Here is a 12641-nt window from a genome sequence, read left to right on the forward strand (position 1 = left end):
ATATTGTAAACTTATAATGTGTTTATCTGCTTATTGGCACGGTTCTTTAATAGTTTAATATATGGAAGAAGAATTCTTTTTTGAATCCAACGAAGATGCACAACGTTCGGTTGAACGTTACGAAGAAATGATCCGCAATAAGGACCAATATTTCTTTGATGCAGGCGCATTTGAATACATCGTAGATTTTTACATCGAGAAAAACGATCCGGTTAAGGCTTTGCAGGTGGTAGATTACGCCATTAGTCAGCATCCTTACGCAACAGTATTTTTAATTAAACAAGCACATTTATACATCTTAACTAACAATTACGATAGTGCTTTTGTGGCTTTGCAAAAAGCCGAACTTTTAGAATCATCAGAACCTGATATTTATCTGCTTCGAGGAAACATTTATCAAAATACCGAACGTTATGCCGAAGCTTTAGAGAATTATGAAAAAGCTTTAGGTTTGGCAGAAAGTACCGATGAAATACTTTTGCAGATGGCTTATGTTTACCAAAGCATGTCTGATTATGAAAATGCCATCGTTTACATTAAACTAAGTTTAGAGCAAAACATGGAAAATCAAGACGGCTTGTACGAACTTGCCTTTTGTTACGATGTTTTAGATAAGCAAGAAGAAAGCATAAAGTTTTATCAGCAATATATTGATACCGACCCATATTCTTATGCCGCTTGGTATAACTTGGGAAACAGTTTCCATAAATTAAATCTGTTTGAAAAAGCAATTGATGCTTATGATTATGCGATTTTAATCAAAGAGGATTTCAGTTCGGCTTATTTTAACAAGGGGAATGCTTTAGTTCAGCTTGATAAATATGATGAAGCCATTGATGTTTACAAACAAACTTTCGAATACGAGCAACCAAATGCGGATACTTATTGTGCGATAGGCGAATGTTATGAAAAGCTCGAAAAAATGGATGAGGCTCGTTCTTACTATAAAAAATCGGTAAAAATGGACCCAAAAATGGCTGATGCCTGGTTTGGAATCGGGGTTACATTAAACCATGAAGAACGTTATTTCGAATCGCTACATTTTTATAAAAAAGCGATTGATTTAGAAGGTGAAAATTCTGATTTCTGGTTTGCAATGGCCGATGCTTATTATAAATTAAATCAAATTGATGAATCTATTGATGCTTACGAAAAGGTTTTAGAATACAACCCTTTGGATATTGAAGCCTGGTTAGATTTCAGTACGGTTTTATACGAGCAAGGAAAACTTTTAGAAGCTTCGGAAACGATGGCTGAGGCGATAAAAAATAATCCGGAAGCGGCAGAGTTGTATTATAGAATGGTTGCTTACTTGTTTGCGCTTGGCCATTATGCTGATGCTTTGGGTTATTTAGAAACCGCATTAACAACCGACCCAGAAAAGCACTATATCTTATTCGAATACTTGCCACAATTGCAAGATAATAGTGCAATTATAAATGTTATTAACCGTTACATCAGGTAAAAAGAGTGTGAGAAAATTTTGACATATAAATCTCAATTTTTTTTCCACTTTTGTACACATATGAATTACCCATTATTAAACGTTCCCGAACGTCCGGAAAAACCACGCCAAAAAGGCATAACAATGGTTATGGATAAGGGATTAAGCCTACGTCAGGTAGAAGATTTTCTAGATGTTGCGGGCGTACATACAGATATCGTAAAATTAGGCTGGGCTACCTCTCATGTTACTCCAAAGCTTAAAGAAAAATTGGCGTTATATAAAAGTGCAGGTATTCCTACTTATTTTGGGGGTACATTATTCGAAGCTTTTATCATCAGAAATCAGTTTGCAGATTATCAACGTGTTTTAGATCAATACGGAATGGAATATGCAGAAGTTTCTGATGGTTCCATAGAAATTGAGCATGACTTAAAGTGCGGTTACATTAGCGAACTTGCTAAACAGGTAACTGTAATTTCTGAAGTTGGAAGTAAAGATGCTGCTAAAATATTTGCTCCATATAAATGGATTAAATTGATGCAGGCAGAAATTGCTGCAGGTTCTTGGAAAGTTATCGCTGAAGCTCGAGAAGGTGGAAATGTAGGTATTTATCGTGGTAGCGGAGAAGTAAGAGAAGGCTTAGTTGATGAAATTTTAACACAAATACCTGAAGAAACCATTATTTGGGAAGCTCCTCAAAAAGAGCAACAAGTATGGTTTATTAAATTAATTGGTAGTAATGTTAATCTTGGCAATATTGCACCAGCTGAGGTTATTCCATTAGAAACAATTAGATTAGGATTAAGAGGCGATACTTTTGACCACTTTCTTAATTTAGGAAAATAGTTTTCTCAATAATTAGTGATATTTAAACATATTGATGGCTTTAGCTAAACCAGCTAAAGCCTTTATTTTGTTGCCTAAAAGCAATTCTGTATCTTAACGCATTGCCCAAACGTATATAAAAATGAAAACCTACGGTTTAATCGGTTATCCGCTTTCACATTCCTTTTCAAAAAAATATTTTACTGAAAAATTTTTGAATGAGCATATTGAAAATCATCAATATGAGCTTTTCCCAATTGAGCATATTTCATCTGTACCGGCATTATTGGAAAATGATGCCACCATTTGCGGATTAAATGTTACGATTCCTCATAAAGTTTCGGTATTGCCATTACTTAATGAAATTGATGAAGCTGCAAAGATTATTGGCGCTGTAAATTGTATTTCTGTTAAAACTGTAAATGGAGAAAAACAGCTAAAAGGATACAATACAGATGCATTTGGTTTTGAAGAATCGCTGACACCTTTACTAAAACCACAACATACCCAAGCTTTAATATTTGGAGATGGTGGCGCAGCAAAGGCCGTAAAATATGTATTGGATAAATTGAATATTGAATACAAAACTGTTGTAAGAAAACCAGTTGCTGGCGCAATCCTTTACACCGATATTACCACAGCTCTATTAAAATCTCATAAACTGTTAATCAACACGACTCCGTTGGGTATGTCGCCAAATTATGATGGTTGCCCCGATATTGATTATGAAGTTTTAACGGATGAGCATTTGGCTTACGATTTAGTGTATAATCCGTTGGAGACAACATTTTTAGCAAAAGCGGCACAGCAAGGTGCGAGTATAAAGAACGGATTGGAAATGCTTTACAAACAAGCAGAACAAGCTTGGTTTATATGGAATAATCTGGGTTAAAAAACGTTTAATAAAATTTAAAGCAGGATATGAATTTCAAAAACCCATTTTTTCTACCGATAATACTACTTTTATTTATTACGGCCTGCCAAAACAACGATTATAGTCCGAAGCCAAGAGGTTATTTTCGAATTGTTTATCCCGAGAAAAAATATCAGGTTTTTAATAGCAATGCGCCTTTCAGCTTTGATTATCCTGTTTACGCTAAGATGGAAAACGATGATAAGAAAGGAAAGAAATTTTGGTACAACTTGCATTTCAATCAATTTAATGGCTACTTACATTTAACTTATTATGACATCGCTAATAAAACTATTTACGATGAAATGGTTGAAGATGCCAGAAAATTAGCTTTTAAACATACTATAAAAGCAAGTGCAATCGACCAGAAGCTTATCCATTATCCTGAGCGGAAAGTTTATGGAATTTATTATGCGATAGAAGGCAATACAGCCTCTTCTGTACAATTCTTTTTAACTGATAGCGCCAAACATTATTTCAGAGGTGCGCTTTATTTTAATGAACGCCCACAATACGACTCCATCGAACCAGTTGTTAAGTTTATCAAAAAGGATATTGATAAAATGATTTCGACCTTTAAATGGAAAAATTAGAAAGATAAATCATGATTAAAATAAAAATATTTACGTTTAACGCTTACGGCGAAAATACTTATGTGCTTTTTGATGAAACCAACGAATGCGTAATTATCGACCCAGGAATGTACGAGGGTTTTGAGCAAAATGAATTGGTTTCATTTGTTAAAGAAAATAATTTAAAACCGATTTCACTTTTAAATACGCATTGCCATTTAGACCATATTTTTGGTAATAAATTTGTTTTCGATACATGGGGGTTAAAGCCTCAGTTTAACAAAGGAGAATTACAGGTTTTGCAAGCTGTACCCAGTTATGCGCCACAAATGGGATTTACGCATTACGAATTATCTCCAGAGCCAGATACTTATTTAGGTGAAACCGGGACTGTAAATTTTGGTAATAGCAGTCTTGAGTTAATTTTCGCTCCAGGCCATTCACCTGCGCATCTATGTTTTTACAGCACAGCTGATAATTTTTTAATTGGTGGAGATGTACTATTCTATCAAAGTATTGGCAGAACTGATTTACCTGGAGGCAATCATCAACAGCTGATTGATAACATCAAAACAAAGCTATTTATATTACCAAACGACTGCAAAGTTTACCCGGGACATGGCCCTTCTACAACAATTGGATTTGAAAAACAAAACAATCCCTTTTTTTAGATGTCTATTCTTCAGACAAGAAATTTGAAATAAAAAGCTAAACATTATATTTAATCTGTGAACACGCCCTTATACATAGCCAAACGATATTTGTTTGCCAAAAAATCGACTAATGCGATTAACCTGATTTCGGGTATATCGATGGTTGGTGTTATGGTAGGGAGTGCCGCGCTAATTATAATCCTTTCTGTTTTTAATGGCTTAGAAGTTACCATTTTAAACATGTTTAATACGCTTACGCCAGAAATAGCAATTACACCAACTAAAGGAAAAACTTTTAATCCTGATACTGAATATTTTAATCAGCTTAAAAAGGATAAAAATGTTTATTCTTTTACCGAGGTTTTGCAAGAGAACGCCCTATTGAAATACAATAACAAACAGGCAGTAGGAATGGTTAAAGGCGTTGGATCGGATTTTTTAAAGAATAAAAAATTAGATAGCACGATTAAAGAAGGTCGATTTACATTAAGCAATCGAAGTGGTTATAGTTCTGTTATTGGTAATGCTCTGCAAAGTTATTTGGCCGTTAATACAGTTGATCCCTTTACCGAACTTCAAATTTTTTCACCCAAGAAAGACATTAAAGTTAACAGCCTAAATCCAACCGAAGATTTTATTACCAAAAGCATTCGCGTAAGCGGCGTGTTTGAAGTTCAGCAAGAATTTGATAATGGTATCATCGTTCCATTAGATTTTGCCCGCGAATTGCTGGGTGAGGCGCAAAATGTTTCTTCAATAGAAATTAACCTGAAACCAGGTGTTGATGTAGAGAAATTTAAAAATGAAGTTGCTGATAATGCCGGAGCTGCCTTCGAAGTTAGAAACCAGGCGGAACAGAATCGCTCGGTTTATCACATTTTAAATACTGAAAAGTGGGCAGTTTATATTATTTTAACATTCATATTAATAATTGCTATATTTAATATAATTGGTTCATTAACTATGTTAGTGATTGATAAAGTTAAAGACATAGCAATATTAAGCAGCCTTGGAGCGAGCAAAAAGCTGATAAAAAGAATCTTCCTTTTCGAAGGAATGATGATTACGATGTCGGGTTGTGTACTGGGGCTTTTAATTGGAGTGATATTTTATCTTCTACAGCATAATTTTGGTTTAATAAAGATGGGCGAAGGCAGCGACACACTTTTAAGTTCTTATCCTATAGGCCTTAAGTGGAAAGATTTTATTTTAGTTTTTGTAACTGTAGGGATTTTCTCATTTTTGGCATCTGCTTTGTCATCAAATTTAAGCGTAAAGAAGATAGATCAAATTAATCAAACAATATAAAAATGAAGTTATTTAAACAAGCAATAGTATTTGTTATACTTTTAGGTGTGGCCATTACCGCTTGTAACAGAGCTGAAAAACCAGAGGAAAGTAATACTAAGACAGTTAAGGGTTTGTACAGCTTTGGCCCGGAAATGAAATCATTTACTTTATGTGAGGATAACCGTGAGTATTGGGTTTTAGATAGCGTTAAAAATCTTGAGCTATCTTACAGCAACCTTAATTTCGAAAAACCGTACGAACCGGTTTATGTAGAACTTCAAGGCTATTTCACAAAATCTGATACCGCAACAGTTGCTGCAGATTTTGATTCGACATTGGTAGTTACAAAAGTTATAAAAATCAGCAAAGAAATTCCAGATGGACCTTGTGCCCAATAATTTCAGCAATTAATAATATTTTTAGGCCTTAACAAAGGCCTTTTTTATTTTTACATAAATACACTCGATAATTTACAAACTTGATATATGGAAGATATTAGCTGGAACGATTTTGAAAAAGTAGAATTAAGAGCAGGAACAATACTTGAGGTTTTTGATTTCCCGGAAGCCAGAAAACCTGCTTACAAATTAAAGGTAGATTTTGGTCCATTTGGCATTAAAACCAGCAGTGCACAAATCACTAAATTATACACAAAAGAAGAATTACCTGGAAAGCAGATTATTGGTGTAATAAACTTCCCTAAAAAACAAATTGGTAAATTTATGTCTGAGTTTTTAGTTACAGGTTTTGCTAATGAACAAGGAGAAATTGTTTTAAGCACAACACAGCAAACCGTTCCTAATGGAAGTAAACTGATTTAACCGAGTATGAGTTTTTACAATTTTGAAGATAGCAATCCCGAAGCTGAAGACATTCATTATATGAAACTTGCGCTTGCTGAAGCTCAAAAAGCATTAGCTGATAACGAAATTCCTATTGGTGCAATAGTAGTGAGTAAAAATAGAATTATTGGCAGAGGTTATAATTTAACGGAACGTTTTAACGATGTTACGGCACACGCAGAAATGCAAGCTTTTACCTCAGCATCGCAAACCATAGGCGGCAAGTACCTAACAAATTGTACGCTGTACGTAACCATCGAACCTTGTGTAATGTGTGCTGGTGCAAGCTACTGGACTCAAATCAGTAGAATTGTGTATGGCGCTCGCGAAGAAAAAAGAGGATTTTTATCAAAAGAAGTGAACCTTTTACATCCCAAAACAAAATTAAAAGGTGGCGTTTTAGCTGATGAATGCAGCAAACTGATGGCAGATTTTTTTAAAAAGAAAAGGTAGATTCATCTATTCAAAAGCAATAACATTCGAACTTTACAATCATTTAACATTCAAACAATTTAATTGATGATAATTACATGAACAAAACTTAACCTTCGAATGTTATATTTGCTTCAAGAAACATTTTTAAACTTAAACATATAATATTATGGCTTTTGAATTACCTGCGTTACATTACGCAACCGATGCTCTAGAACCGCATATTGATAAAACTACCATGGAAATCCACCATGATAAACATCACCAAGCTTACGTTACTAACTTAAACAAAGCGTTAGAAGGTAAACCTGAGGCAAATTCTAGCATCGAAGATATTATCAAAAACATTTCAAAATATCCTGCTGCAGTTAGAAACAATGGTGGTGGTCACTACAATCACTCTTTATTTTGGAACGTTTTAGGTCCAAATAAAGGTGGTGAGCCAACAGGCGAATTAGCTAAAGCTATCAATGCAGCTTTTGGTTCTTTTGCAGAACTTAAAACTAAATTACAAGAAGCTGGTGCAACTCGTTTCGGTTCTGGTTGGGCTTGGTTATCAGTTGGTGCTGATAAAAAACTTCAAGTTTCATCTACTCCAAACCAAGATAACCCATTAATGGATGTTGCTGAAGTAAAAGGCACGCCAATTTTCGGTATCGATGTTTGGGAGCATGCTTACTACTTAAAATATCAAAACAAACGTCCTGATTATTTAGCTGCAATTTGGAATGCTGTTAACTGGGATGCTGTTGCAGAACTTTACAAGAAAGCAATCTAAGCAACGCTTTTTCGTTAAAATACTGAAAGCCTGCAAACACAACTTGCAGGCTTTCTTATTAATTGATAACTTCGCATATATTTTAGCAGACATGAAAAAGATAATATTTTTATTCTTAATGGTTATAGGCATCAGCACATTAGCAAATGCGCAACAAAATAAAATGCCAACACCAACTGAGATTGCAAAGAAAAATGTGGAGGATTTAGATAAAAAGCTAAAACTAAACGATACTCAGAAAAGCATCATCTATAGCTTAACTTACACACAAGCTAAAGAACAGGCAGATCTTATTAAACGTCAGCAAGCGGGAACTTCAAGAGAGGAAGACGCTGATAAATACTACAAGCTACAAAACGAAACCACTAAAAACATTCGTAATGTTTTAAAAGGCGACCAGCAAAAGCAATACGATAAAATTATCGAAGAGCGTTTGAGTGGAAAATCTAATAAAAAGAAGAAAAAAGGTGAAGAAGAAGTTGAAGGTGACATTAATGGCCTTCTTTTAGCTAAGCCAGATAAAATGAACTAAGGTTTTAAATGCCTGAAATTTTACTTGCCGCCGTTATACTCGGCCTTTTACTTTCACCACAATTATTAGCTGGCTTTTTAGCCAAAAGAACCGGAAGAAATTTTTGGTTTTGGTTCTTTATATCATTTCTGATCCCAATTATATCGCTAATTATTTTAATTTTTTCAGAGGATAAAAATCCAAACCCGGAAAGCTACAAATTAGCTAGCCATGTAAGCGATAGAGATAAAAAAATAGCAGAGTAATTTATATTCCAACTACATCTTTTTTCTTTTTTTGCTTCATCGCTTTTGGTATAATTTCCAATATTTCTTCTTTTAAAGCATTAAGCATTCTTTTCTTAATAAAGTTTTTGTGCGTTACCAAACTAATCTCACGTACTGGCTCTGGTGTTTTAAAATATCTAATTTTCCCGGTTTGTTTTGCGTTTAATTCAGCAATTGCCAATTCAGGTAACAAAGTTGCGCCGCCATTCAAATCAACCATCCGTATAAGCGTTTCAACGCTTCCGGTATTATATTCTAAACCTTGTAACCGATTATTTTTGGTAGAGCGGCAAATATTCAACACCTGATTACGCATACAGTGACCTTCATTCAAAAGCCAAATATTTTCATCATTCAAATCCTCAGAATCAACTGCTTTTTTCTTGTACAGCTTACTGTTTTTGCTGATGTAACTAACAAAGGTTTCATAATACAATGGTGTTTCTGTAATGTTTGCATCGGTAAGCGGTGTTGCTAAAATGCCACAATCCAAAACACCGGTTTTAAGGTGATGAATAATATCTTCAGTTGTATATTCCCAAATCAGAAGTTTTAATTCCGGGTATTTTTCTAGCATAGCTGATATAACTTCCGGCAATAAATATGGTGCTACAGTAGGTATAACTCCAATTCTAAGTTCGCCTAAAACATCTTGTTGCTGACTGTTAATTAGCTCCTTAACCTTTCCACTTTCTTGCAAAATAATTCTTGCCTGCGCTATAATTTGAGCGCCGATTTCTGTTGGGCTTACAGGTTGCTTGCTCCGGTCAAAAATTTTAACGCTTAATAATTCCTCTAATTTCTGAACCTGCATACTCAATGTGGGCTGAGTAACAAAGCACTTTTCTGCTGCTGTTACAAAACTTCTGTAAGTATCTACCGCAACAATGTATTCTAGCTGAACTAAAGTCATATAGTTAAAAACAATTTATTTATTCAAATATATAAATTAAAACTATTTGATTCCTTATCAGAGTTAATAATCTTGAAAGTGATTTCTTAAACTACATTAAGTTTTTTAACGCACAAGATGTAGACCTTTACATCAACATAAAAAAACAAAATAATGGAAAGTAGAATCGACATTCAAAAAACAGAACCAGCCGCTTATCAGGCAATGTATGCATTAGAAAAATACTTAGCTGGCAGTCAGTTAACTCCAACTCATAAGGAGTTAATTAAAATGCGTGCATCGCAAATTAATGGTTGTGCATTTTGCCTTAACATGCACAGTGTTGATGCAAGAAAACTAGGTGAAACAGAACAACGCATTTACCTTTTAAACGCCTGGAAAGAAACAAATTTGTATACTGAAGAAGAGCAAGCAATACTTGCGTTAACAGAAGAAGTAACCTTAATTACCAATCACGTTTCTGATGCGACTTTTGATAAAGCAGCAAAATTATTTGATGAAAATTACTTAGCTCAGATTATTATGGCAATTGTAACCATAAATGCATGGAATAGAATTGCAATAACATCAAGAACTATGGTGGGCTAAATTTGGAAGAAATGAATTTCGCCTAATGGCGCCTACAGGTGAAATTTATTTCCTTTTGTTAATTTTTAAAAGCTCAGCAAATACCAATCCGGCAATTTGCTTTGCACCTTCTGTTTGAAAATGCGTATTATCTTTCTGCCCTTTTGGATAAGCTGCGGACTTACCAGAATCCAAATTCATAAAGTAGTTTTTAGATACAAAATCCCGACCTTTTTTAGTGAAAAACTCAGCAGATAATTTTGTTAAATCTATGAGTGGAACATTTAATTCAGTAGCTACATCTTTAACGGCTTGTGGGTAATCTCCATGCGCACTCCCTAACACATTATCTTTCCATGGATAATTCCTGGTAACTGGGGTAATTAATATCGGTTTTGCCTTTTTTAGGCGGGTTTCTCCAACATATAATCTAAGCAAATCTTTATAGCCAGCCGTATCGATGTATCTTTCCGGTTTATCTTTGGCAGCATCATTATGCCCAAACTGAATTAAAACTAAATCATCTTTCTTAAGTGTTTTCGTAACTTCTTCCCATCTACCTTCTGCCAGAAAAGTTTTCGTACTCCTACCTCCTTTGGCTTTATCTATAACCAAAACAGTATCGTTATCGATAAGACTATTTAATTTTTTCAAATTTTTATGATTAAAAAACTGCTGAAAAACCTGACCCCAACCCGTAAGTGGGTACCTGTTTTGAAGATAGTTTGGCTCCAAAGAATAATCAGCCATTGTAGAATCGCCAATTAAGTAGATTTTGGTTGGCTCTTTAACTGAAATAAAAGCTTGAAGAATCAAACCCACAAAGAAAATTACCGTTAAAATCAAATTTCTACTCATATTCTAAATTTTATCAAACCTAAACCAATCGTATTCTGCAACGCCCGAATCATTTGTCTGTGAATCTCGAGTAGCGAAAAGCCCGACTTTTGCACCAATCCATTGTCCGGCAACCGCTTGAAATTCTTTATCAATATCTATAAATGTAATCCCATCTTCACTATAACTAAATTTACATTTAGCGCCAGCATAAACTTTCACCCTTAAATAAATAGTTGGGGTTTTTAATTTCAGAATTTCTGTTGTTTGCTCTTCTTTTCCTTTATCTGCATTTTCGCAAATGCCCATACTTAAAAACAATGCATTCTTTTTGCTTTCAACTAATAGATTTGCATAACTCCTGCCCATAATAACTAAACCAGTTTTTTCATTTTCCAATTTAGGATTTGGTTTAAATGTGAGTTTAGTTGTAACCTGAAATTCATCAGCGGGAAATTTCTGCATCAAAACATTAGGTACATCCCACAAATTTTTAGAATCCTCAGGTATTTTCGCCGTATACAATTTAAGCACACCTTTTACAGCATCGGTAAATAACCAGGTTGGTTTCGGATTTGCCTGCCACTGCCATTGTAAACCTAGTTTTTGCTCAGAAAACTCATCGCTTTCAGCTGGAGTTAAAACAGGATAAACCTTCCCTACATTTGGCTTTTTGTATGAGAGCACAGGCTCGCCAATTCCATCTCCATCATTATCAATACCAATTATCGGCCAATTATTTACCCATTTCATTGGTTGCAAATGCACAACCCTACCATAAGCATCCTTATCCTGAAAATGCAAAAACCAATCCTCGCCAGTAGTAGTATTAACCCAAGCACCTTGATGAGGACCGTTAATCACAGATTTCCCTTGATGCATTACGACTTTCCGTTCGTAAGGCCCGTAAATATTTTTACTCCTTAAAACTACTTGCCAACCAGTTGAAACACCTCCTGCAGGAGCAAAAAGATAATAATAACCATTCCGTTTGTAAGCTTTTGGCCCTTCAATAGTTGGATCAAGTTCGTGCCCATCATAAACTATTTGTCCATTGCCAGTAGCTTTTGTTCCATCAGCATTTAAAGGCATAACAGCTAACACACTCTTAATTCCGGCACGACTACCAGCGTAGGCATAAGCGAGATAAGTTTTTCCATCATCATCCCATAACGGACAAGGATCTATTAAGCCTTTACCTGCAACAACTAATTTTGGTTCAGACCAAGCTCCGGTAACGCTTTTTGCTTTTGTTAGGTAAATACCGAAGTCGGGATCAGGGTAGTAAATATAAAACTCCCCATTTCTGAATCTAATTGCAGGCGCCCAAACGCCATTTCCATGTTGTGTTTTTTCAAAATGTTCAAACGGCGGCTGTCTCAATAAAGCATGTGCTACGATTTTCCAGTTTACCAAATCCTTCGAATGTAATATAGGCAAGCCCGGAACCGCATCGAAACTTGAGGCAACCATGTAAAAATCTTCTCCAACTCTAATTGCATCTGGGTCAGAATAATCTGCATTAATAACCGGGTTTTTATATGTTCCGTTCCTTTGATCGGAAACCCAAACTTTAGAAATATTTTGATTCTGTTGTGCGAAACAAGAGGTACTAATTAATGTCCAGAAAATAGTATTTAAAAGAGATTTCATTAGCGGGAAGAAAAAGTTAAAACTTATATTTGGTTAAACAAGGTTAGCGTAATTTTAAGTTGAAACCAACTCAAGTTATGCAATCGTTCCCGACATCGATTGCATCTTTAAATTTTGATAA

The 12641-nt window shown here is 34.9% G+C and carries 16 protein-coding genes; 13 read left to right on the plus strand and 3 right to left on the minus strand.

The features are described from left to right. Nucleotides 1-61 precede the first annotated feature (61 nt). The 12 genes from ACO05K_RS15920 to ACO05K_RS15975 all read left to right on the plus strand — a co-directional run bounded on the left by ACO05K_RS15920 (nt 62) and on the right by ACO05K_RS15975 (nt 8529). Nucleotides 62-1465, plus strand: a complete 1404-nt coding sequence (locus tag ACO05K_RS15920; protein WP_421945416.1) for a tetratricopeptide repeat protein — start codon at nt 62-64, stop codon at nt 1463-1465. A gap of 60 nt (nt 1466-1525) precedes the next feature. After that, nucleotides 1526-2293 (plus strand): phosphosulfolactate synthase, encoded by a 768-nt coding sequence (locus ACO05K_RS15925; protein WP_421945417.1) that lies wholly within the window; start codon nt 1526-1528, stop codon nt 2291-2293. Nucleotides 2294-2414: 121 nt separating this feature from the next. Then, nucleotides 2415-3164: a shikimate dehydrogenase family protein gene (locus ACO05K_RS15930; protein WP_421945418.1), complete on the plus strand. Its 750-nt coding sequence runs from the start codon at nt 2415-2417 to the stop codon at nt 3162-3164. Between the two features lie 29 nt (nt 3165-3193). Then, nucleotides 3194-3778 (plus strand): gliding motility lipoprotein GldD, encoded by a 585-nt coding sequence (locus tag ACO05K_RS15935; RefSeq protein ID WP_421945419.1) that lies wholly within the window; start codon nt 3194-3196, stop codon nt 3776-3778. An 11-nt stretch (nt 3779-3789) separates the two neighbouring features. Beyond that, nucleotides 3790-4428: an MBL fold metallo-hydrolase gene (locus tag ACO05K_RS15940; RefSeq protein WP_421945420.1), complete on the plus strand. Its 639-nt coding sequence runs from the start codon at nt 3790-3792 to the stop codon at nt 4426-4428. 57 nt (nt 4429-4485) lie between these two features. Further along, nucleotides 4486-5718, plus strand: coding sequence for an ABC transporter permease (locus ACO05K_RS15945; RefSeq protein ID WP_421945421.1), 1233 nt, complete (start codon nt 4486-4488; stop codon nt 5716-5718). 2 nt (nt 5719-5720) lie between these two features. After that, nucleotides 5721-6098 (plus strand): hypothetical protein, encoded by a 378-nt coding sequence (locus ACO05K_RS15950; protein ID WP_421945422.1) that lies wholly within the window; start codon nt 5721-5723, stop codon nt 6096-6098. A gap of 87 nt (nt 6099-6185) precedes the next feature. Beyond that, nucleotides 6186-6521 (plus strand): tRNA-binding protein, encoded by a 336-nt coding sequence (locus tag ACO05K_RS15955; protein WP_421945423.1) that lies wholly within the window; start codon nt 6186-6188, stop codon nt 6519-6521. Nucleotides 6522-6527: 6 nt separating this feature from the next. After that, complete coding sequence (locus ACO05K_RS15960; protein WP_421945424.1) at nt 6528-6995, plus strand: nucleoside deaminase; 468 nt, start codon at nt 6528-6530, stop codon at nt 6993-6995. A gap of 148 nt (nt 6996-7143) precedes the next feature. Continuing rightward, nucleotides 7144-7752 (plus strand): superoxide dismutase, encoded by a 609-nt coding sequence (locus ACO05K_RS15965; protein ID WP_421945425.1) that lies wholly within the window; start codon nt 7144-7146, stop codon nt 7750-7752. Between the two features lie 91 nt (nt 7753-7843). Beyond that, nucleotides 7844-8284: a hypothetical protein gene (locus ACO05K_RS15970; RefSeq protein WP_421945426.1), complete on the plus strand. Its 441-nt coding sequence runs from the start codon at nt 7844-7846 to the stop codon at nt 8282-8284. A gap of 8 nt (nt 8285-8292) precedes the next feature. Next, nucleotides 8293-8529, plus strand: a complete 237-nt coding sequence (locus tag ACO05K_RS15975) for a hypothetical protein (RefSeq protein ID WP_421945427.1) — start codon at nt 8293-8295, stop codon at nt 8527-8529. A 1-nt stretch (nt 8530) separates the two neighbouring features. Here the strand turns inward: ACO05K_RS15975 and ACO05K_RS15980 are convergent, their stop codons facing one another. Then, nucleotides 8531-9463 (minus strand): hydrogen peroxide-inducible genes activator, encoded by a 933-nt coding sequence (locus ACO05K_RS15980; RefSeq protein WP_421945428.1) that lies wholly within the window; start codon nt 9461-9463, stop codon nt 8531-8533. A gap of 153 nt (nt 9464-9616) precedes the next feature. Between ACO05K_RS15980 and ACO05K_RS15985 the strand changes: the two genes are divergently transcribed. Further along, nucleotides 9617-10051 carry a carboxymuconolactone decarboxylase family protein gene (locus tag ACO05K_RS15985; RefSeq protein ID WP_421945429.1) on the plus strand — a complete coding sequence of 145 codons (435 nt, stop codon included), beginning with the start codon at nt 9617-9619 and terminating at the stop codon, nt 10049-10051. Between the two features lie 45 nt (nt 10052-10096). On the opposite strand, the gene ACO05K_RS15990 is transcribed toward ACO05K_RS15985, so the two are convergent. After that, nucleotides 10097-10888, minus strand: a complete 792-nt coding sequence (locus ACO05K_RS15990; RefSeq protein WP_421945430.1) for a rhamnogalacturonan acetylesterase — start codon at nt 10886-10888, stop codon at nt 10097-10099. Nucleotides 10889-10891: 3 nt separating this feature from the next. Beyond that, nucleotides 10892-12520, minus strand: a complete 1629-nt coding sequence (locus ACO05K_RS15995) for a glycoside hydrolase 43 family protein (RefSeq protein WP_421945431.1) — start codon at nt 12518-12520, stop codon at nt 10892-10894. Between the last annotated feature and the right edge of the window lie 121 nt (nt 12521-12641).

Origin of the sequence: Pedobacter sp. (assembly GCF_965227205.1) — a bacterium.
Classification (GTDB): domain Bacteria; phylum Bacteroidota; class Bacteroidia; order Sphingobacteriales; family Sphingobacteriaceae; genus Pedobacter.

Coding starts and splice junctions, on each gene's coding strand:
- ACO05K_RS15975 (WP_421945427.1), top strand. CDS start 8,293: ATGCCTGAAATTTTACTTGCCGCCGTTATACTCGGCCTTTTACTTTCA.
- ACO05K_RS15960 (WP_421945424.1), top strand. CDS start 6,528: ATGAGTTTTTACAATTTTGAAGATAGCAATCCCGAAGCTGAAGACATT.
- ACO05K_RS15925 (WP_421945417.1), top strand. CDS start 1,526: ATGAATTACCCATTATTAAACGTTCCCGAACGTCCGGAAAAACCACGC.
- ACO05K_RS15965 (WP_421945425.1), top strand. CDS start 7,144: ATGGCTTTTGAATTACCTGCGTTACATTACGCAACCGATGCTCTAGAA.
- ACO05K_RS15950 (WP_421945422.1), top strand. CDS start 5,721: ATGAAGTTATTTAAACAAGCAATAGTATTTGTTATACTTTTAGGTGTG.
- ACO05K_RS15995 (WP_421945431.1), bottom strand. CDS start 12,520: ATGAAATCTCTTTTAAATACTATTTTCTGGACATTAATTAGTACCTCT.
- ACO05K_RS15990 (WP_421945430.1), bottom strand. CDS start 10,888: ATGAGTAGAAATTTGATTTTAACGGTAATTTTCTTTGTGGGTTTGATT.
- ACO05K_RS15970 (WP_421945426.1), top strand. CDS start 7,844: ATGAAAAAGATAATATTTTTATTCTTAATGGTTATAGGCATCAGCACA.
- ACO05K_RS15930 (WP_421945418.1), top strand. CDS start 2,415: ATGAAAACCTACGGTTTAATCGGTTATCCGCTTTCACATTCCTTTTCA.
- ACO05K_RS15955 (WP_421945423.1), top strand. CDS start 6,186: ATGGAAGATATTAGCTGGAACGATTTTGAAAAAGTAGAATTAAGAGCA.
- ACO05K_RS15985 (WP_421945429.1), top strand. CDS start 9,617: ATGGAAAGTAGAATCGACATTCAAAAAACAGAACCAGCCGCTTATCAG.
- ACO05K_RS15920 (WP_421945416.1), top strand. CDS start 62: ATGGAAGAAGAATTCTTTTTTGAATCCAACGAAGATGCACAACGTTCG.
- ACO05K_RS15940 (WP_421945420.1), top strand. CDS start 3,790: ATGATTAAAATAAAAATATTTACGTTTAACGCTTACGGCGAAAATACT.
- ACO05K_RS15935 (WP_421945419.1), top strand. CDS start 3,194: ATGAATTTCAAAAACCCATTTTTTCTACCGATAATACTACTTTTATTT.
- ACO05K_RS15980 (WP_421945428.1), bottom strand. CDS start 9,463: ATGACTTTAGTTCAGCTAGAATACATTGTTGCGGTAGATACTTACAGA.